18 protein-coding genes and 1 pseudogene are annotated in these 18,951 nt (G+C 67.5%); 12 read left to right on the forward strand and 7 right to left on the reverse strand.

Annotated elements, in window-relative coordinates:
• Window positions 1-438 precede the first annotated feature (438 nt).
• The gene (locus M0R88_RS17970) at window positions 439-810 is read left to right on the forward strand and encodes a DUF7344 domain-containing protein (RefSeq protein WP_248654790.1); all 372 of its coding nucleotides are present in this window, start codon (window positions 439-441) and stop codon (window positions 808-810) included.
• Between the two features lie 276 nt (window positions 811-1,086).
• Here M0R88_RS17970 and M0R88_RS17975 read toward each other — a convergent pair whose 3' ends face one another.
• The 3 genes from M0R88_RS17975 to M0R88_RS17985 all read right to left on the reverse strand — a co-directional run bounded on the left by M0R88_RS17975 (window position 1,087) and on the right by M0R88_RS17985 (window position 3,796).
• The gene (locus M0R88_RS17975; RefSeq protein ID WP_248654791.1) at window positions 1,087-1,698 is read right to left on the reverse strand and encodes a DNA-3-methyladenine glycosylase family protein; all 612 of its coding nucleotides are present in this window, start codon (window positions 1,696-1,698) and stop codon (window positions 1,087-1,089) included.
• A 74-nt stretch (window positions 1,699-1,772) separates the two neighbouring features.
• A complete protein-coding gene (locus M0R88_RS17980; protein WP_248654792.1) occupies window positions 1,773-2,303 on the reverse strand; it encodes a DUF8215 family protein in 531 nt (176 codons plus the stop codon).
• A 131-nt stretch (window positions 2,304-2,434) separates the two neighbouring features.
• The gene (locus M0R88_RS17985) at window positions 2,435-3,796 is read right to left on the reverse strand and encodes a RimK family alpha-L-glutamate ligase (protein WP_248654793.1); all 1,362 of its coding nucleotides are present in this window, start codon (window positions 3,794-3,796) and stop codon (window positions 2,435-2,437) included.
• Window positions 3,797-3,896: 100 nt separating this feature from the next.
• On the opposite strand from M0R88_RS17985, the gene M0R88_RS17990 reads away from it, so the two are divergent.
• The 7 genes and pseudogenes from M0R88_RS17990 (at window position 3,897) to M0R88_RS18015 (ending at window position 9,204) form a co-directional block, all read left to right on the forward strand.
• Window positions 3,897-4,964, forward strand: a complete 1,068-nt coding sequence (locus tag M0R88_RS17990) for a succinylglutamate desuccinylase/aspartoacylase family protein (RefSeq protein ID WP_248654794.1) — start codon at window positions 3,897-3,899, stop codon at window positions 4,962-4,964.
• Window positions 4,965-5,149: 185 nt separating this feature from the next.
• Window positions 5,150-5,368 (forward strand): annotated as a pseudogene (locus M0R88_RS18860) (helix-turn-helix transcriptional regulator); the annotation flags it as partial.
• Between the two features lie 31 nt (window positions 5,369-5,399).
• Window positions 5,400-5,555 (forward strand): hypothetical protein, encoded by a 156-nt coding sequence (locus tag M0R88_RS17995; RefSeq protein WP_248654795.1) that lies wholly within the window; start codon window positions 5,400-5,402, stop codon window positions 5,553-5,555.
• A gap of 103 nt (window positions 5,556-5,658) precedes the next feature.
• A complete protein-coding gene (gene sdhC, locus M0R88_RS18000) occupies window positions 5,659-6,051 on the forward strand; it encodes a succinate dehydrogenase, cytochrome b556 subunit (RefSeq protein ID WP_248654796.1) in 393 nt (130 codons plus the stop codon).
• A gap of 1 nt (window position 6,052) precedes the next feature.
• Window positions 6,053-6,418: a succinate dehydrogenase hydrophobic membrane anchor subunit gene (locus M0R88_RS18005; RefSeq protein ID WP_248654797.1), complete on the forward strand. Its 366-nt coding sequence runs from the start codon at window positions 6,053-6,055 to the stop codon at window positions 6,416-6,418.
• Window positions 6,419-6,420: 2 nt separating this feature from the next.
• Window positions 6,421-7,317 (forward strand): succinate dehydrogenase/fumarate reductase iron-sulfur subunit, encoded by an 897-nt coding sequence (locus M0R88_RS18010; RefSeq protein WP_248654798.1) that lies wholly within the window; start codon window positions 6,421-6,423, stop codon window positions 7,315-7,317.
• 24 nt (window positions 7,318-7,341) lie between these two features.
• On the forward strand, window positions 7,342-9,204 hold the full coding sequence (locus tag M0R88_RS18015; protein ID WP_248654799.1) for an FAD-binding protein: 1,863 nt from the start codon (window positions 7,342-7,344) through the stop codon (window positions 9,202-9,204).
• A 246-nt stretch (window positions 9,205-9,450) separates the two neighbouring features.
• Here M0R88_RS18015 and M0R88_RS18020 read toward each other — a convergent pair whose 3' ends face one another.
• From M0R88_RS18020 to M0R88_RS18025, 3 genes are all read right to left on the reverse strand, one after another.
• Window positions 9,451-9,651: a XapX domain-containing protein gene (locus M0R88_RS18020; RefSeq protein WP_248654800.1), complete on the reverse strand. Its 201-nt coding sequence runs from the start codon at window positions 9,649-9,651 to the stop codon at window positions 9,451-9,453.
• A 122-nt stretch (window positions 9,652-9,773) separates the two neighbouring features.
• The gene (locus M0R88_RS18865) at window positions 9,774-9,950 is read right to left on the reverse strand and encodes a DUF7556 family protein (protein WP_438267215.1); all 177 of its coding nucleotides are present in this window, start codon (window positions 9,948-9,950) and stop codon (window positions 9,774-9,776) included.
• A 213-nt stretch (window positions 9,951-10,163) separates the two neighbouring features.
• Entirely contained in the window at window positions 10,164-12,380 is a 2,217-nt protein-coding gene (locus M0R88_RS18025) for a PKD domain-containing protein (protein WP_248654801.1), read from the reverse strand.
• Between the two features lie 389 nt (window positions 12,381-12,769).
• Here M0R88_RS18025 and M0R88_RS18030 point away from each other — a divergent pair, with 389 nt between their 5' ends.
• From M0R88_RS18030 to M0R88_RS18045, 4 genes are all read left to right on the forward strand, one after another.
• Window positions 12,770-13,786 carry a DUF1616 domain-containing protein gene (locus M0R88_RS18030; RefSeq protein ID WP_248654802.1) on the forward strand — a complete coding sequence of 339 codons (1,017 nt, stop codon included), beginning with the start codon at window positions 12,770-12,772 and terminating at the stop codon, window positions 13,784-13,786.
• 80 nt (window positions 13,787-13,866) lie between these two features.
• Entirely contained in the window at window positions 13,867-14,487 is a 621-nt protein-coding gene (locus M0R88_RS18035; RefSeq protein WP_248654803.1) for a metal-dependent hydrolase, read from the forward strand.
• A gap of 178 nt (window positions 14,488-14,665) precedes the next feature.
• Window positions 14,666-16,111 carry a hypothetical protein gene (locus M0R88_RS18040; protein ID WP_248654804.1) on the forward strand — a complete coding sequence of 482 codons (1,446 nt, stop codon included), beginning with the start codon at window positions 14,666-14,668 and terminating at the stop codon, window positions 16,109-16,111.
• Between the two features lie 94 nt (window positions 16,112-16,205).
• Complete coding sequence (locus M0R88_RS18045; protein ID WP_248654805.1) at window positions 16,206-16,592, forward strand: methylglyoxal synthase; 387 nt, start codon at window positions 16,206-16,208, stop codon at window positions 16,590-16,592.
• A 466-nt stretch (window positions 16,593-17,058) separates the two neighbouring features.
• Here M0R88_RS18045 and M0R88_RS18050 read toward each other — a convergent pair whose 3' ends face one another.
• Window positions 17,059-18,768, reverse strand: coding sequence for an alkaline phosphatase family protein (locus M0R88_RS18050; RefSeq protein ID WP_248654806.1), 1,710 nt, complete (start codon window positions 18,766-18,768; stop codon window positions 17,059-17,061).
• Between the last annotated feature and the right edge of the window lie 183 nt (window positions 18,769-18,951).

Below are 18,951 nucleotides of genomic sequence, written 5' to 3' on the forward strand. Positions count from 1 at the left end.
CGTCCTCGACGGAGCGGAGGTAGGAAATCGACCGGTATGGCGCAGTGTCCGTCGGGAGAGAACAGAAGCTATCCGACGCGTAGCTCGACGGGGCGAACCGTTCGGAAGAAGTAACGGCCGGAAACGGCCGCTACCAGCGTGTCGCCCGGAACACTAACCTCCAGCGTCATCCCGTGGCGGCGTGCCGAGTCCGCTGGCAAACCCTCGTGCCGGGCGGTCACTGAACCGTGACGAGGTTTCTGTCGCGTACGTGGGTTCTCCGCGCTGTCATCGCTCCCGAGTGGGAACGCTCGGGCGGGGACTTGACGTACGCACTCGCCGTAGACGCTCGGGGGATTAAGGGGTTCCGACGGCCGGTGCCAAGTCGGTCCGCCAGCAGCCACCACCTAATCCTTTAGGTACCCTGCTTTTTGCCCCGGAGTTTGCAGTAGCAATTGCATGATGGATACGGATGCTCCGGACGTGTCCGACGGTCACGCCGGGGGGAGTCGTGGCATCTCTCCCGCACTCGACGCCACGCTCGACCTCCTCTCGGACAAGCGTCGTCGGTACGTCCTCTACTCCCTTCGAGAACAGGGCGGCGCGATGTCGGTCGAGGAACTGGCCGAACAGATCGCGTCGTGGGAGAACGACGACGTGGACGCCCAGCGCGTTCTCGCCGACCTCTACCACAGCCAACTCCCGCGCTTGGACGAAGCGGGCGCGGTCGCCTTCGACACAGACGAGGACTACGTGGCGCTCACGGAGACGGACGAGATGCCGCTCGCGGCGTATCTCGATCTCGCCGCCGCGGAAGAGAACGTGGTCTGACAGCCGAAAGCCGTCCGAATTCCGCGCGACCACCCAGCCGAGGAGTCGCATCCCGCCGACTACCACCGCCCACCGACCACGCGCCTCGCCGACCGCTCTCTCCGTCGGCCGCCCTACTCCGGGGATTGCCGCCCTGCCGACTGGCCTCGTTGCCGACTGCCCGTCCCGCCGACCGCCCCGCCGACCGACCGCCCGAGTCGGTCCCCGAAGACGTACTCGGCCCTCCGAATCGACGCCTGCCGTACTCCGTTTTTGCTCCCTCGACCGCGCGCCGACTCAGCGCTGGGACACTTCGCCGACGCTCTCGGTGATGTCCTCGTCGGCCCGCCAGAGGTAGAGGCTGGCGTAACTCCGATACGGTGCCCACCGCTCGGCAGTCTCGACCATCTCCGCGCGAGTCATCTCGGCGTCGAACAGGCGCTCCATCCCCTTCCGGATGCCGAGGTCGCCGACCGGGAACACGTCTGGTCGCCCGAGCGAGAACATGAGTTGCATGTTCGCGGTCCACGCCCCGACGCCCTTGATTGACGTGAGTTCCGCCAGCACCTCCTCGTCGGGGACGCCGGCGAAGTACGCCTGCGAGTACCCCTCTTCGAGGAACGCCTCGGCGACGTTCCGGACGTACTCGGTCTTCTGGCGAGAGAGTCCGGCGTCCCGCAGGACCTCGGGGTCGGCCGCGAGCATCGCCTCGGGGGTCGGTTCGACACGGTCGAACAGTCGCTCGCGCGTCGCCGCGGCCGAGGCCATCGACACCTGCTGGCGGAGGATGGAGACGACGAACCGCTCGTAGAAGTTCTCGGCGGGTTCGATGGTCATCGGTCCGTACTCGGCGACCAGCGGTCCGAGGTAGTCGTCGCCCCGGAGCGCGGCGATAGCTTCGTCGGTCATTCGGCGACTCGTAGGTGCCGGAGGTAGATGAGCGTGTGGCCTTCCGGTCGCGTCGAGTTCGGAGTCGGTAGCGGTCACTCCGCCACGATACCGTAGAACGACTCGGCGACGCGAGGGAACAGCGCGGCCGCGAGCGCGCCGACGACGAACGCGGCCCCGACGGTCGCCAGCGAGGGCCACTGCGGTCCCACCACCGACGACGCCTCGCCGAGTGCCCGGCCGCCGTAGGCCGCCAGCGCGAGCGCCGCGTTGTAGTAGGCCACTCGTAGGGCGACCAGCCACGGCGTCACCGCCACCCATCCCGGCGCGTCCGTGGCGAGCGGCGTGACCCACCCGCCGCGAATCAGCGCGCCGGCCGCGACCGTCGTCAGCCACGCGACCAGCGCACCGGTCTTGAGACCGGCCCACTCGTTCGTTCCGGTGACGAGGACGAGCCAGAGGACGGGGAGACCGAACACCGACACGTCTGCGAAGACGTACGTCACGTCGTCCAAGAACACCCCGACGCCGTCCTTCTCGTCTACGCTCCCCTCGGCCCACCCGGACCACGACTGGCGGCGGCGACTCGTCGCGGCGCGAATCTGTCTGGCGGGACGGTCAGACATACTCGTGGAGTGACGACGGCTACCGGCAAAAATCTGGGGTCGAGCGAAGTCGTGTTCGAGAGAAGAACAGTAGAAAACGAAGCCCGTCGGGACTTAGAGAAAGACCGCCGGACAAGTCCCGCGCCAACGGGTTACTCCTCGACGTCGGTCTCTTCTTCCTCTTCCTCGGTCTCCTCTTCGGCGTCCACGCGCTTCTGGACGTTGACCTGATAGTGCTTCAGGATGTCGCGGCCGAGCAGGACCGGGTAGTCCATGTGCCCGCGGTCCTCGATGCTCGCGGTCACGGTGTGGCGGTTTCCGCCGACGCCGACCACCACGTCCACGACCGGCCGCGAGCGACTCGACTTGCTGGACCCCGACTTGACCTTGGCGATGGACTTGATGGGTCCCGCACCGATTTCGGCTGCGAGTTTGGTGTCGATGCTCGTCCGGGTCGCGCCCGTGTCGGATTTGGCGACGACCGTCTCCGAGCCGCTGGTCCCGCTGAGGATGACCTCTTCGGTGTAGCCGATGACGATGGGTTCGCTCGATTTCGTCTCCTTGGGCATCGGCTTGCACGCGGGCACCGAGTCGTCCAGCGTGGCCGACAGGTCCCGCACCTTGCCCTCGTCCACCGTGCCGCCCGCGCGTTCGATAGCCAGTTGCGCGATGTACGGCGCGGCGCTCTTGCCGGTGGCCTTGTACAGGCCCTTGAAGCCCGCGGTCGGGTTGACTTCGAGGACGTACCAGCCGTCGTGGCCCTCGATGAGGTCCACGCCGGCGTAGTCGAGTCCGACGACTTCCGAAGCCTCGCGGGCGATGGAAGCCACCTCTCGCGGGAGGTCGTCGGACGCGTCCTCCACGTCGCCGCCCAGCGCCACGTTCGTCCGCCAGTCGTTCTCGGGCGCGTAGCGGTTCATCGCGCCGACGATGCGGTCGCCGACAACGTACACCCGGAGGTCGCGGTGGCGGGTGTCGTCGCGCTCGATGAGTTCCTGGAGGAACGCTTGGCGGTCGCCGACCCGCGGGTTGACGAGTTCGTCCGGGCCGACCTTCCACGTCCCGCCGCCGTGGGTCCCGATAGCGGTCTTGTAGACGGCCTCCTCGCCGAACGCGTCCCGACCGTCGTTGAGCCGGTCGTTCGACAGCGCCAGCAGCGCGTCCGGGACCGGAATCCCCGCGTCGGCCAGCGCCGTCGCCGTCGAGAACTTGTGGATGGCGGTCATGACCGAACTGGGGTCGTTCAGAACCGGCAACACCGCGTCGTAGATTTTGGCGAGACCGAGCGCCTCGGAAGGCTGTTCGGTGTTCGAGAGTAGAAGTCGATTCGCCACCGCGTCCACGTCGGGTTCGAGTTCGACGGACCCGTCTTCGAGCTGAATCGCGGTGTTCTCTTCCCGAAGCCAGGACGGTTCGTGACCGAGATCTTCGATAGCGTTCAGAATCGCCTTCGTTTCCTTACTGTTGTGAAGACTGAGCACACCGACCCGCACACCTGAACCGTCAGCAGTCATTGGTAGTTACGTATTGGACGCCGCGGCTTAAAAAGCCGAACATCGGTTTCGGCGGAGCGACTGCCGCGCCTTTATATATGCCGGGGCCTCAGTGGGGGACATGACCGGTTCGGAGGCTGACCCGGACGCGTTTACGTACAACGGCGGAATCGTCGAGCCGGGTGAGACCCAGAACGTTCGGTACGGCATCAGCGAGACGTATCTGGGCGACCCGGTTCGCATCCCCGTCACCATCGTTAACGGAGCCGAACCGGGGCCGACGGTGTTCCTCACGGCCGCGGCGCACGGCGACGAACTCAACGGCATCGAGGTCGTGCGGGAGGTCGCCCACGGCTGGAACCACGACGACCTCTGTGGCACGCTGGTCTGTATGCCCGTCCTGAACGTCCCCGGATTCCTCTCACAGGAGCGCTACCTCCCGATTTACGACCGGGACCTGAACCGCTCGTTCCCCGGTCGGCAGGGTTCGACCAGTGCCAAGCGCATGGCCTTCCAGATATTCCGGAACTTCATCGCGCCCTGCGACATCGGACTCGACTTCCACACGTCCACGCGCGGGCGCACGAACATGTTGCATGTGCGGGCGGACATGGCCGACCCCGAGGTTTCGAGGCTGGCCAAGTCGTTCGGTTCGAACGTCATCATCTCCTCGGAGGGGCCGACCGGCACGCTCCGCCGGGAGGCGACCGACTACGGCATCCCGACCATCACCATCGAGATGGGCGAGGCCCACCGGTTCCAGCGCGAGTTCATCGACCGCGGACTGGAGGGCGTCGGGAGCGTCCTCTCGGAGTACGGCGCCCACCGCACCCCGTCGGTGAAGTGGCCGGGCTGGCGGACCGTCATCGACGACGCCAAAGAGAAGACGTGGATTCGCGCCGACGCGGGCGGACTGGTGGACATGCACCACGACCGCGGGTCGCTGGTCTACGAGGGCGACACCATCTGCACCATCACCAACCCGTTCAAAACCGACCGGGAACCCGTCGAAGCGCCGTTTACGGGGCTGTTGGTAGGCGTCCTCGAAAATCCGGTGGTCTATCCGGGGAACCCGCTGTGTCACATGGTCGAACTCTCGGCGAAGACCCGTAAAGCCCTCAAACGCGAGCGCGCCCGGAGCGAATCGGTCGAGAACACGCCGACGCCCGCGAGTCCGAGCCGGCGGTGAACCTCGGATTTCGTGGCGTCGTCGCCGAGTTAGGATAAACTCCACACTGGAAAAAGACAGAACGGACCGAGCTGATCAGTTTCGTACGGAAACGGCCCGATGCCTTCCAGAACGTCTATTTCCGACCGAATAGACGTATCGCTCTGGTGGGAACCGTGTATTCGAGTCACAAACAAAAGCCACGGGTGGACGTACTCGACCGGCGTGGAAACGTGTTGAATCACCTGTCCGAAGAGGTCACGGACAAGCGAGAACTGGTGGAGCGCCTCGACTGCTCGCGCTCGACGGTCGATAGGAGCGTCCGCGAACTCCAATCGTACGACCTCGTGGAGTACGAGGACGGCGCGTACCGCCCGACGACGTTCGGCCGACTCGCTGCCGGGGAGTACCGGCAGTTCGAGCAGCGACTCGTCACGATGAGCCGACGCGGAGGTGGTGGTCTCGACGCCAGAAGACCCCTACGTGCCCGCCATCCACCACGCCGGCGCGCTGGTCGAGTCAGACGCCCCGGAGTTGCACGAGTGGGCCGAATCGACTTACGCCGACTACCGGGCGGCGGCCCGCGAGTTCGAACCCGTGCGGTCGGCCTGAGTTCCGGACATGTTCGCCGGGAAAACCGAGTGCGGAGGCCGCGAGGCCGGCGGCAGGTAGAAACTTCTATTTGCCCACAGTCCAACCTCCCGAACGGACAAGTATGAGTCAATCGTACAATCGAGGCCTCGTCGAAGACTTCGGCCGGTGGCGGGAGTTCACGGCCGGGATGTGGGCCTGGATATTCCACAAGTTCACCGGGTGGGTACTCGTCGGCTACCTGTTCACTCACATCGCCGTGCTGAGTACCGCAACCACCGGTGCGAACGCGTACACGGATACGATTCAGGGGCTCGAAAGCCTGCTCGTGGTCCGGATCATGGAGGTCGGCCTGCTGGCGGTCGCCGTCTTCCACATCCTGAACGGGGTTCGCCTGCTGTTCGTGGACCTCGGACTCGGACTCGAGTCGCAAGACAAGAGCTTCTACGCATCACTCGTCGTCACGGGCGTCATCGTACTGGCGAGCATCCCGACGTTCTTGGAGGGGGCGTTCTGAGATGGCCGAGCGTTACTCCTCGTTCCAGAGCGGAAGCGCGTCGTGGCTCTTCCAGCGGGTCACGGCCGCGTTCCTCGTCGTGGTGCTGGCGTTCCACTTCTTCCTCCTGCACTTCATGAACCACGCCTCGGAGGTGACGTTCGCCGGGACGAGCGCTCGCATGAGCGAGTGGGGCTATCTCGTCACGATGGTGCTGTTCCTGTGGACCGGGACGTTCCACGGCGTCAACGGCGTCTACGCCGCACTGCTGAATCAAGGACTGACGGGTACGAAGAAGACCGCGGTCAAGGGCATCCTCGTCGTCGCCGGTCTCGCGCTGGCGGCGCAGGGCACCTACCTCGCGCTCGTCATGAACGGAATGGTGTAAACATGAGCACGCAAGTACCAGAAGAGAAAGAGCAGAGCGAGACCGAACAGGAGGTCAACGCCGAGACCGAGGCCGAGATTTCCGAGGGCGCGTCGTACGGCGACCAGCGCCGCGACCAGCGGGACGCCCAGCGCCGGCAGTCGGTGTCGGGCGCGCCCGCCGATATCGAGGGCGAGTCGTTCCGACTGAAGGTGTTCCGCTACGACCCCGAGGTCGAGGGGAAGATGGAACCGCGCTTCGACGACTTCGCCGTCCCGAAGCAGAAGGGGATGACGGTCCTCGACGCGCTCATCTACGCCCGCGACCGTTACGACACCACGCTGACCTTCCGCCACTCGTGCCGACAGGCGGTCTGCGGGTCGGACGCGCTGTTCATCAACGGTCGCCAGCGACTCGGCTGTCAGACCCAGATTTCGGACCTCGAAGAGCCGGTCCGGGTCGAGCCGCTCCCCCACCAGGACGTGGTGAAGGACCTCGTCGTGGACATGGAACACTTCTACGACCAGATGCACGCGGTCGAACCGTTCTTCCAGCCCGAGGAGGACCCCGACGGCGACCTCGAAGAGTACCGACAGACCCGCGAGAACCGCGAGAAGATCAAGATGTCCACGCGGTGCATCTGGTGCGGTGCCTGTATGTCCTCGTGTAACATCGCGGCCGGTGACAACCAGTATCTCGGTCCGGCGGCCATCAACAAGGCCTACCGGTTCGCCATGGACGAGCGGGAGGGCGAGAACATGAAGGAACACCGGCTGAACGTGATGGACCAGGAACACGGCGTCTGGCGGTGCCAGACGCAGTTCTCCTGTACCAACGTCTGTCCGAAGGACATCCCGCTGACCGAGCACATCCAAGAACTCAAGCGAGAGGCGGTCAAGCAGAACCTCAAGTTCTGGTAGCTCGAACACTACAAGATTACAACTATGCACGAACACGACGTTCTGGTAATCGGCGGCGGCGGTGCCGGACTCCGAGCGGCCATCGCGGCCCACGAGGAGGGCGCGGACGTGGCTATCGTCACGAAGCTCCACCCGGTCCGTTCGCACACCGGCGCGGCCGAGGGCGGTATCAACGCGGCGATTCGAGAGGGCGACGACTGGGAACTCCACGCCTACGACACGATGAAGGGGTCGGACTACCTCGGCGACGCCCCGGCAATCGAGACCCTCGCGCAGGACAGCCCCGAGGAGACGGTCCAACTCGAACACTGGGGGATGCCGTTCTCCCGAGAGGACGACGGCCGGGTCTCCCAGCGCCCGTTCGGCGGTCTCTCGTTCCCGCGGACGACCTACGCCGGGGCCGAGACCGGCCACCACCTGCTCCACGTGATGTACGAGCAGGTCGTCAAGCGCGGGATTCAGGTGTACGACGAGTGGTACGTCTCGAACCTCGCGGTCACGGACCACGACGACGCCGAGGACCGGGAGTGTCACGGCGTCGTCGCCTACGACATCAAGACCGGCGCGGTCGAGGGCTTCAAGGCCCGCAACGGGGTCATCCTCGCCACCGGCGGCACCGGACAGGTGTACGACCACACGACCAACGCGGTCGCCAACACCGGCGACGGCGCGGCGATGGCCTACCGAGCGGGCGTCCCGCTCGAGGACATGGAGTTCGTCCAGTTCCACCCGACGACGCTCCCCTCGACGGGCGTCCTCATCTCCGAGGGCGTCCGCGGGGAGGGCGGCATCCTCTACAACAGCGAGGGCGAGCGGTTCATGTTCGAGTACGGTTACGCCAACAACGCCGGGGAACTGGCCTCCCGCGACGTGGTGTCGCGGGCGGAACTCACCGAGGTCAACGCCGGCCGCGGCGTCGAAGACGAGTACGTCTATCTGGACATGCGCCACCTCGGCGAGGAGCGTATCACCGACCGACTGGAGAACATCCTCCACCTCGCGCGGGACTTCGAGGGCGTGGACGCGCTCGAAGAGCCGATGCCGGTCAAGCCCGGCCAGCACTACGAGATGGGCGGCATCGAGACCGACGAGAACGGCGAGACGCTCATCGACGGTCTCTACGCCGCCGGGGAGTGCGCCTGCGTGTCGGTCCACGGGTCGAATCGCTTGGGCGGCAACGCACTGCCGGAACTCATCGTCTTCGGCGCGCGCGCCGGTCGTCACGCCGCGGGCGCCGACCTCGGCGAGGCCGAGATTACGAAGGGCAAGACCGCCGAAATCGAGGAGGAAGACGGTCTCGACACGCCGGTCGAACCCGGCGCGGTCCCCTCGGGCGACGACGAAGCAGTGGCCGACGGTAGCGACGACGTGGCCGCGGACGGCGGCGCGGCGGTCGTGGACCCCGACGAGACGGTCCGCCGGGCGGTCGAGCGCGAACGCACTCGCATCGAGGAACTGATGCAAAAAGACGAGGGCATCAAGCACTCGGACCTCCGGGCGGACCTCCAGCAGTCGATGACCGAGAACGTCAACGTCTTCCGGAACGAGGACGGTCTGAAGCAGGCGCTCGAGGACATCCGCGAAGTCCGGGAGGCGTATCAGGACGTGTACGTCAACGACCCGTCGCGGACGTTCAACACGGACCTCATCCACACCATCGAGACGCGCAACCTCATCGACCTCGCGGAGGCCATCACGCTCGGCGCGCTGGCCCGCGACGAGTTCCGCGGTGCCCACTGGCGACAGGAGCACCAGGAGCGCAAGGACGACGAGTGGCTCAAGCACACGATGCTGTCGTGGAACGACGGCACGCCGGAACTGTGGTACAAGCCGGTCATCCTCGAAGGCGAGGACAAGACCTACGAGCCGAAGGAACGCTCGTACTGACCGACTCTTCGTTTCTCTCGACGTTCGGTCTCCGGTAACTCGGAGTAGCGACGCTGCGCGGCCGCCCGACTTCAGCAGACTCGACCGACGGGACGGCTATCGACCGAGACCGCAGAGTCGCGGCGCTGTGTTTGTTCGTCCCGGCATCGCACTTCGACTCTCCGACGACGTACCGAACGCCGAGGAAGAGGATTCGTTTTTAGAGACGAAGGACAGCGACTCACGCGTACAAATCGTTCGTTTCGCTCATCCCGCCAGTCCGAGCGCCGCGAGCAGGTCGATACCCGCGTCGAAGTACTCGACCGCCCTGTATCCGAGATAGACGCCGACGATGCCGACCAAACCGGGGAGTTCGGGCGGCGCGGGCAGCGGGATGCCGAGGAAAGTGAACAGCGCGCCCGTCAAAAACCCCGTCAGCAGCGCGAGGAGCGTGAGTATCACGTTCATCGGTAACGTCGTTCGCGGAGGAGCGAGAAGGGAGTTCTGATTCGGGTCGAACGTCGGGAGAGTCGCTCAACGCGTGACGCGACTGGCGTCGGCGTCGAGGGAGAAGTAGGGCGGCTATCGCGCTATCGCCACTGCGAGAGCGTCCGGGACTCTTCGAACGGCATCGCCAGATACGCTTCGTCGTTCGACACGTCGGCGATGACCGTCGTGCGTTCGTCGTCCGTGTCGTCCACGGCGAACATGACTTCGCCGTCTTCGAACGATTCGTCCAGTTCTGCGGTGGGGAGTGTCCAACTCAGGGTTAATCACCGAGGTTCGGTCTTCGTACTTCAGTTTTAGAGGCGAGAGGGACTTTAGTATACACTACCCTCCCGCCCGTAACGGAACGTTACGCGCACCGTACCGCCGTAAAACGGATCGAAACAGAAAATTACTGATAGGTGTGCGAGCCGTCGTCGGCCATATTTCCGGACTGCTAATTTCGCCGCCGGTGGTCACGAAGTGACCGACCGTCAGTCGCGGAGTCGGACCGCGACCAGCGCGGCGGCCAGTAGCGCGACCAACGTCACGCCCGCGCCGAATCCGGGCACGCCGCCGTCGGCATCTGCCGTCTCGGTCGCCTCGGTCGTCGCCGGTTCGTCCTGCGCGGCCACCTCGACCTGCACCTCCTTCGTCACGGTCGCGCCGTACTCGTCTTCGACGACGACGGTGACGGTCCGAGTGCCGGGCGACCCGAAGCTGTGTTCGACGGACTTCCCGGTCACTTCGCCGTCGCCGAACTTCCACGTCACCGTCACGTCGCCGACGTCGTCGGAGACGTTCGCCGAGAAACTCCCGGCCTTGCCGACCGTCACGGAGTCGGGCGTCCGAACCGCGACCTCGGGCCGGTCGTTGACCACGAGCATCTTCGTCGCGGTGTCGCGGAGTCCGTGCTCGTCCGTGACCGTCAGATTCACCGTGCGCTCGCCCGGCGAGTCGAAGCTGAGCGTCGCGGTCTCGCCGGTCGCCGACCGGTCGCCGACCGACCACTCGTAGGCCGCCACGCTCCCGTTCTCGGCGGTCGAGCCGCTCGCGGAGAGTTCGACCGACTCGCCGACCGGCACCGCCGTCTTCGCGTCGATGGTCGCCGAGGGCGCGGGCACGCTCGTCACCGCCAGCGTGCCGGTGCCCGTCACGTCAGCCGAGAGAGTCGCCGTGCCGTTCGCCTCGGAGACGACGCTCGTCGCCAGCAGCGACCATCCCTCGTCGGTCCGCTCGGCGACGCGCACGTCCGAGAGTTCCGCCTCGACCGCGCTCTTCCGGACCGCGAACTCGACCGTCGCAGAGCCGTTGGCCAGCGTCGCGGGACCGTCCATCTCGACCGCGTAGAGCGCGTCGCCCGGCGGCGAGAGGTCGGTCGCGTCGGTCCGCTCCGCGACCGCGAGGACACCCGAGACGTTCGAGTCGGCGAGCGTGACCGCCTGCACGGGTGACTCCTCGAAGGTCACGGTCGTCCCGGTCTGGTTCGCGGCGGCGTCCTCGATGGCGGCCACCGCGGGACCGCCGATCCGGACGACCCACCCGTCGCGGCTCTCGCCGTAACTGGTCGATTCGCCGACCGCGAGGTAGCCGCCGTCGTGGCCCTCGACGACCGGCCAGAACTTGTCCCAGTAGCTGTCGCCGTAGGTCCGCGACCAGTCGCGCTTGCCCGCGGCGTCGGTCTTGACGATCCAGCCGTCCGCGCCCTCGTCGCCGAGGACGTGTTCGGTCCCCGAGAGGACGTAGCCGCCGTCGGGGTCGTTGTGGATGCCGTAGAAAGCGTCGCCGCGCTCGGTGCCGAAGGTTCGGTCCCACGCGGTCTCGCCGTCGCCGGTTATCTTCAGCATCCAACCATCCTGCTGGCCCGCGCCCTTACTCGCGGTCCGCCCCGCGAGGACGAACCCGCCGTCGGAGGCGACCGTCGCGTCGTGAATCCGGTCGTACTCCTCGCCGCCGTACGTCTTGCTCCACTCGCGGTCGCCGTCGCCGTTCACCTTCAGTACCCACGCGTCGGCCGGGTCAACTCGGTCGCTCGTCGTGGTGCCGGTCATCAGGAGGTCGCCGCCGTCGGTCACGAAGATGGAGTTGACGTACTCGTCGGTGTTCGCGCGCTGCGTGTCGTAGGTCTCGCTCCAGACCGTGTCGCCGCCCTCGGTCAGTTCCATCGCCCACGCCTCGGCGTTCCCGCGCTCGTCGCTGAAGCCCGAGACGTAGATTCGGTCGCCGGACTTCGCCAGCGACCAGAACTCGTCGGGACCGGCCTCGCCGTAGGTCTTCGACCAGCGCTTCTCGCCGTCGGGGCCGATTTTCAGCAGCCACCCGTCCCACGCGCCTCCGGACTCCTCGGCGGACATCCCGGCCAGCAGGTAGCCGTCTTCGACCCGTTCGACGTCGAAGATGCGGTCGACGCCGGACCCGCCGTAGCTTCGCTCCCACTTCGTCTCGCCCGCGCGGTCGAGCATCGCCACGTAGCCGTCGTGGGCACCGTCGGTCGAACTGTTCGACCAACCGACGGCGAGATAGCCGCCGTCTACCCGCAGGCCCGTCGCCAGTTTGTCGTCGTCGCCGCCGCCGACCGTCTGAGACCATCGCTCGGACGGGCCGGGCGCGTTCGCGGCCTCGGGCGACGCCGCGCTCGCGCCAACCGACCCGACCATCGGGGCCGCCACGAGCAACGCGGCGAACGCCGCGGCCAACACTGTTCGTCTCACGACTCGTTCCTCCCGTCGAGAACCGCTATTTGGCGTTTCGGAAGCATAGTATCGAACCGTCGTCCCGGTTATTCCGGGATTGTCGTTGTTCTCCCCGGACGGAGAGCGCCGGGGCGAACGTTACTCTACATATGTCCGCGTTCGGGTCTTTGTTATATACGGACTGAGGCGTTGGCAGGGGCGACCTGCGTCGCGCTCGGCGGGTCGCACGAGCCGGCCAGCGAGACCGTGAAACGGTCAGTCGCCAGTCGGGAACCGAGGTAATCGCGGCTTACCACCGGACACTCGGGCGATAACAAAGTGGCAATCCGGCCTTGGAATGGAGTAATGAGCCGTCGAATCAGCTTCGAGTGTCCCCGACCCGACGAGGAGGTCACGTCGGTCGAACGATGAGTCACGAAACGCCCGCCGACGCGTGGATCGACCGCCTCGCGCGTCCCCAACTCGCGGCGGACCTCCTCGCGGTCGTCGGCTACGTCGCGCTCGCGGTCGTCGTCCTCTCGCAACCCGGCGTCTACGGGACGCCGCTGGCGGCTGCGCTCGGGCTACCGCTCCTCTTTTTCGCGCCGGGCTACGCCCTCGTCTCGGCGCTGTTCCCCGGTGCGACGCCCGACGACGCGCGGACGGACGTGACCTTCGCCGAGGTCCGCCAGCACGGACTCTCCGGAGCCGAACGTCTCGCGCTCGGCTTCGGCGTCAGCCTCGCGCTGCTCCCGCTGTTGGCCGTCGCGCTCTCGCTCTCGCCGTGGTCCATCGTGCCCGCGACCGTCCTGCTCTCGGTCGCGGTCGTGACGGCGCTGTTCGCGGTCGTCGGCGCGGCGCGGCGACTCCGCCGGCCGGCCGACCGCCGGTTCTCGCTCCCGGTGCGGGCGTGGCTCGGCGACGCCAAGCGGTCGGTCTTGACCGGGCCGGCCTCGGAGCGCGCGCTGAACGTCGGTCTCGCGCTCGGGGTCCTGCTGGCGGTCGGCGCGATGGGCTACGCCGTCGCCGCGCCCGGACCGGGCCAGCAGTACACCGGCGTCGCGCTCCTCTCGCAGAACGAGACGGGCCAACTCGTCGCGGACGACTACCCGAGCAACTTCACGCGCGGCGAGAGCAAGCCGCTGGTCGTGGAGTTGACCAACCACGAGGGCGAGCGGACCGACTACTCGGTGGTGGTCGAACTCCAGCGCGTCCGGAACGCCGACGGCGGCGCGCCGAAGGTGGTCCAAGACCGGAAACTGGCGACGTTCACGCCGACCGTGGGCGCGGGCCGGACGTGGCAGACCACCCACGAGGTCACGCCGACGATGACCGGCGAGAACCTGCGGCTGACCTACCTCGTCTACGAGGGCGACCCGCCTCAGAACCCGACGACGGAGAACGCCTACCGCCACGTCCACGTCTGGGTGAACGTCACCGCGTGACGGGGGCATTCGGGCGTCACCGCGCGACGAGGGCGTTCGAGCGTCACCGCGCGACGGGGGGAAGCCGGGGGTAAGCGACGATGTGGCCGTGGGAACACCTCGCCGTCGGCTATCTGGGCTACTCGCTCGCGGTTCGACTCGCGGGCCGGGGAGCGCCGCGACCGTGGCCGGTCGTCGCGCTCGCGGTCGGCACGCAGTTCCCCGACCTGGTGGACAAACCGCTCGCGTGGACCTTCGGCGTCCTGCCGTCGGGCCACTCGCTGGCGCACTCGCTGTTCGCGGCGCTCCCGCTGGCGGCGCTCGCCGCGACGGTCGGGGTCGCGCTCGACCGCCGGCGGGACGGCGACGCGCCCGGCGCGAGTCGAGTCGGCGCGGCGTTCGCGTTCGGCTATCTCAGCCACCTGCCGAGCGACGCGTTCTACCCCCTGCTGGTCGGCGGGGAGGCGAACTACGACTTCCTACTCTGGCCGGTCGTCCCGGTCTCTTCGCCCGAGACCGGCGTCGGGTTCGCCGAGATGCTCCGGACGCTGTTCTCGCGCTACGTCGAGCGACTGGCCCGCGGCGAGGTGTCGCCCTACCTCGCGGTCGAACTCGGCCTGCTCTCGGCCGTGGTCGCGCTGTGGGTCGCCGACGGCCTGCCGCCGCTCCGGTGGCTCTGGTCGCGGGTCGTCCTCGGGCGACCCGTCGAGGAGTCGGGGTAGTCGGCGAGGAATTGGGGAGTCGGCAAGGAGTCGGGGTAGTCGGCGAGACGCTTCGCGGCCTGCCGCGAAGCGTCTCGCCCTGCTCGGCCGGAGTCGCCCCGGTTCTCGCCCGGAAAGCGACGCCTGAACGCCGCGCAGGACGGACATAACAATATCCCGAAACGACCGAGTGGGTAACGTGACCGACGAGGAGCGTTCGGCGACGAGGCGCGCGTATCTCCGAACCGCCGGGACCGTCGCGGCGGTCGGATCGCTCGCGGGGTGTGGTCGGACCGACCGCGGGCCGACGACGAGCGCACCGACCGAAACGACCGAAACGACGCCGGGCGAGCGGACTACGACCGACGAACCGACCGCGACCGGCGAACCGACCGAGACGGCCACGCCGAGCGAACTGGCCGACCGGCGCGGCTACGAGACCGTCGTGAACGTCGCGACTGCGAGCGTCGATACCCAGGACGGCGAGGCGATGGAGGCGTTCCTCGAGGAGAAGTCCGGTGACGACACGCTGTTCTACTTCCCGTCGGGGCGCTACCGCCTCGCGGAGTGGCGCGCGACGGACTACCGGAACCTCGGCATCGTCGGCGACGACGCGGTGCTCGCCGCGCCCAGCGACGCGACCTACTGGCTGAAGTGGGCCAGGCTGGACGACCTGCTCTTCGAGGGGTTCACCATCGACTGCCGTGGCAAGGGCGTCGCGCCGATCGCCCGTGTCGGAGTCGGGGGCGGGACGAGCGTGGTCCGGAACGTCGTCGTCCGCGGGCACCGCCACGTGCCCCGAAACGGGTTCGAGATAGAAGTGACCGACCCGGACGGCGAGTTGACCTTCGAGAACGTCGCGCTCCCCGACGGCTCGACCACCGGCGACGCGATGTTCGTCTTCCCCGCGAGCACCGGGACGCTGACCTTCCGGAACTGCCGCATCGAGGACTGGCACGAGGGTCTCTACAGCGCGTACCACTCCGGCCCGCTCCGGATTCTGGGCGGCTACTACGCCAACAACGGCATCGAGCAGGTCCGGGTCGGCGGCGGGACCGCGGGCGCGCTCGTGCGCGGCGCGACCGTGCGCGTAGACGACCCGAGGCGGCCGAACCACAAGCCGAACATGCGGGGCATCTGGGCCGAAGAAGGCGCGAGCGCCCGCATCGAGAACTGCGACATCGCCATCACCGACCTGACCGGGACCTACAGTTCGGGCGGCATCGTCGTCGGCACGCAGTTCGGCGAGGTGACGATAGCGAACACGGACATCCGAATCGACGCCGACACCTACGCCGTCAGCCTCCGGGACCCAATCGAGAGCATGGACGGCCAGACCATCCCGAGCATGGACCGTCTCCCGAAGCGCACGCGCGTCACGGCCCGGAACGTCCGCATCTCCGGCGACGCGACGACCGGCACCGCGGTCCGGACGGCCCGGCGCGACGACTGCCGGTTCGAGCGCGTCTGCATCCAGCACGGCGGGTCGCGCGACGGCATCGCGGTCGAGGACGCCTCGGGGTGTGCGGTCCGGAACTCGACCATCGACGTGGGCGGCGAGGCCATCCGGACCGAGGACGCGAACGTGACCACGCGCGGACTCCGGACCAGCGGGTCGTGTCGAATCGAGACGACGATGAACTAACTCCACCAGTCTTTTCCCCGCCTCGATAGTTCGCAACCACTGGTCGCTATTGCTCGTCGGGTAGTCTTTTGCGCCTGCGCGCCGAGTCGTCGGTATGCCCCGCGTCGCGCTCATCGCCCACGACGACGAGAAGCCCGAAATCATCGACCTCGTCACCGACCACGAGTCGCTGCTCGCGTCGTTCGACCTCGTGGCGACCGGCACGACCGGCCAGCGCATCGCCGAGGAGACGGGTCTCGAAATCGAGCGCAAAAAGTCGGGACCGGTCGGCGGTGACACCCAAATTGGCGCGGAGGTCGTCGAGGACCGACTCGACGGCATCGTCTTCCTCCGGGACCCGCTGACCGCCCAACCTCACGAACCGGACATCACCGCGCTCCTACGAATCTGCGACGTTCACGACGTGCCGATGGCGACGACGCGGACCTCGGCGGAGTACCTGCTCGACGGCCTCGCGGCCGAACTGGAAGAGACGGTCTGAGCGGAGCGGTCCGAGTCGCGTTCCGATTTTTCGCGGTCGGTCCGGCGAGAGTTGCTGAAATCGTGAGCGGAGGCTCTCGGACCGCGACAGCAACTGTACCGCGAGTCCGGACCGCTCTGCGAACGCACTGCTCTACGAACGCAACTGCACCGCTAACTGAAGCCGACGCCGAGGAGTTGACCGCGCAGCACTGCGACCGCACGGCACCGCGCTTCGTCCTCCCCACCCGATTGCGTTCCCCACTACGTTGCGCTACTCAGCCACCGGAAGACGAACCGCGTCTTCCGAGCCTACGCTCACGTCGGTTCGCGCAGACCTCGCGCGTGTGGACGCGACCCGCGAGGGGTCGCGCCAGCACGCGCCGGGTCGAGGGTTCCGTGGAGTCCGACCAGACCGCTGAACGAGTCCGAGAAGGCCCCTGAACGAATCACGCGAGCAATCGACGTTCCCGACCGCAACCGGCGCGTCAGAGGTAGCCGAGGTCTTCGAGTCGCCGTTCGACCGAGCCGTCGTCGCCCGCAGCGCGGTCGGTCCCGAACGGAACGTCGCCGTAGTCCCTGCGCGAAACGGAGTCGGCGAGCAGGTCCTCGGGGACCTCGCCGGTCATCCGCGCGGGCACGTCGAGTCCCGCGGCGGCCATCGCGATGGGGGCCACGTCGGTCAGCGAGAGCGCGCCGGGCCGCGCACCGTCGGCGTCGAGCGCGGGGTCGGCGTCGGGAGCCTCGAAGCCCGCGTCGTCGGCGAACGCCGGGCCGTCGGCGAGAAACACGCCGTCGCGCTGGTGGTCGTGGGTCTCGGTCGGGACGAACCGCTGGCCGATGAGGTTCGTACTGAGCGTGTGGTTCATGTCGGCGGGCATGAAGAGGACGTCGCAGGCCTGCTCGGTGTACGGCCCGTCGTAGACCTCCTCGCGCCGCCGGACCCACTCGAACACCGGGTCGCCGTCGGGCGTCCGCAGGGTCGAGAGCAGGTCGATGAGGTCGTCACGGACGCCCTCGTACTCCTCGGGCGTGACCACGCCGGACGGTTCCCGGCCAGCCAGATTCACCCGGACGCCGAGTTCGACGCTCCGGGTGTAGGCCTTCGAGTTCGCCCAATCGACGCCCTCGCTGGCGGCCGACACCGCCTCGTAGGGCAGGACGTCGGTCAGGAGGTCGCCGACCCCGAGTCTGGTCGCCAGCGAGTAGGCGTCGCCCGGCGTCACCCCGACCGTGCCGAGCGCCGTCGTCGCGGCGGAGACGACCTGTCCCGTGACCGACGGGCCGCCGTCCGCGCTCGCTCCCGCGGCACCGTCCCCGCCGCTCGCGCCGTCGGCCGCGCCGGTCAGCGTCGCCTTCTCGGTCATCAGACTCGGGCCGGACGAGTCGGCGGTCGCCTCGACGAACCCCGCGTCGCGGAGGATTTCGTTGAGGTAGACCGTGTAGCCGTCCACCTCGCCCATTCCGTGGTCCGAGCAGACGACGACGTTGGCGTCGCCCGCGGCCTCGCGGACCCGACCCAACACTTCGTCGGCGCGCTCGTAGGCCCGCCGGAAGGTCTCGCGGTCGTCGAAGTTGTGAAACACCGTGTCGGTCTTCTGGACCTGTACGACCGCGACCCGCCAGTCGTACTCCGCGAGGACGTACTCGGCGGCCTCGCCGCGCATCCGAATCAGGTCGAGGTAGCTCTCGCGCTTGCGGTCGTGGTCGTCGCTCGTCTCGGCGTCGGCGTAGATGCGGTACTCGCCGTCGATGGCCTCCGACAGCTCGCTCCGGATGCCCTCCGGGTAGCCCGCGTCCTCCTCGTGGGCGAGATATCCCGGCACGAGGACGCCCGCGACCGGTTCCGCGGGGTGGGTCACGGGCACGTTCAACACCACCGCGGGTTCGTCCAACGCGGTCAGGTAGTTCCACAGCGCGGGCTGGCGGACCCGGTTTCTCGTGACGAGTTCGTCCTCGTCGGGGTAGCCCGCGGTGGAGTGGAAGAAGCCGTAGGTGCCGTGGTGGCTCGGGTCGGTCCCGGTGTACATCGAGGGCCACGCGCTCCCGGTCCACGGCGGAAAGGTCGATTCGAGGGGTGCCTCGACGCCCTCGTTCCGGAGTCGCTCGAACTCGGGGAGCGACGACTCGAACTCGTCGAGGTATCTGAAGTCCAGCGCGTCGAAGCCGACGACGACGGTGTTGTGTTTGCTCGACATCGTGTCTCACGGTCGCCTCTCGCGACCGACTCGCCACTCGCTACGTCCTCGCCCGGTATTGTTCCCGGCCGCTTAGCCGGGGGCCACAGAGCCGCTAACGGCTCTGACGACTCGTTAAAATCGGTGGCGACAGGCGGTGCCTGCGGCTAACCCGGCCGAGCGAACGCCGTGCCTGTGGGACGT

This window comes from Halorussus gelatinilyticus (assembly GCF_023238445.1).
In the GTDB taxonomy this organism is placed as follows: Archaea; Halobacteriota; Halobacteria; order Halobacteriales; family Haladaptataceae; genus Halorussus; species Halorussus gelatinilyticus.

What these genes read in the sequence shown, in the direction of transcription:
- M0R88_RS17975 (WP_248654791.1), bottom strand. Translation starts at nt 1,698, where the DNA reads ATGACCGACGAAGCTATCGCCGCGCTCCGGGGCGACGACTACCTCGGA.
- M0R88_RS18030 (WP_248654802.1), top strand. Translation starts at nt 12,770, where the DNA reads ATGAGTCACGAAACGCCCGCCGACGCGTGGATCGACCGCCTCGCGCGT.
- M0R88_RS18020 (WP_248654800.1), bottom strand. Translation starts at nt 9,651, where the DNA reads ATGAACGTGATACTCACGCTCCTCGCGCTGCTGACGGGGTTTTTGACG.
- M0R88_RS17970 (WP_248654790.1), top strand. Translation starts at nt 439, where the DNA reads ATGATGGATACGGATGCTCCGGACGTGTCCGACGGTCACGCCGGGGGG.
- M0R88_RS18015 (WP_248654799.1), top strand. Translation starts at nt 7,342, where the DNA reads ATGCACGAACACGACGTTCTGGTAATCGGCGGCGGCGGTGCCGGACTC.
- M0R88_RS18035 (WP_248654803.1), top strand. Translation starts at nt 13,867, where the DNA reads ATGTGGCCGTGGGAACACCTCGCCGTCGGCTATCTGGGCTACTCGCTC.
- sdhC (WP_248654796.1), top strand. Translation starts at nt 5,659, where the DNA reads ATGAGTCAATCGTACAATCGAGGCCTCGTCGAAGACTTCGGCCGGTGG.
- M0R88_RS18050 (WP_248654806.1), bottom strand. Translation starts at nt 18,768, where the DNA reads ATGTCGAGCAAACACAACACCGTCGTCGTCGGCTTCGACGCGCTGGAC.
- M0R88_RS18005 (WP_248654797.1), top strand. Translation starts at nt 6,053, where the DNA reads ATGGCCGAGCGTTACTCCTCGTTCCAGAGCGGAAGCGCGTCGTGGCTC.
- M0R88_RS17980 (WP_248654792.1), bottom strand. Translation starts at nt 2,303, where the DNA reads ATGTCTGACCGTCCCGCCAGACAGATTCGCGCCGCGACGAGTCGCCGC.
- M0R88_RS17985 (WP_248654793.1), bottom strand. Translation starts at nt 3,796, where the DNA reads ATGACTGCTGACGGTTCAGGTGTGCGGGTCGGTGTGCTCAGTCTTCAC.
- M0R88_RS17990 (WP_248654794.1), top strand. Translation starts at nt 3,897, where the DNA reads ATGACCGGTTCGGAGGCTGACCCGGACGCGTTTACGTACAACGGCGGA.
- M0R88_RS18045 (WP_248654805.1), top strand. Translation starts at nt 16,206, where the DNA reads ATGCCCCGCGTCGCGCTCATCGCCCACGACGACGAGAAGCCCGAAATC.
- M0R88_RS18010 (WP_248654798.1), top strand. Translation starts at nt 6,421, where the DNA reads ATGAGCACGCAAGTACCAGAAGAGAAAGAGCAGAGCGAGACCGAACAG.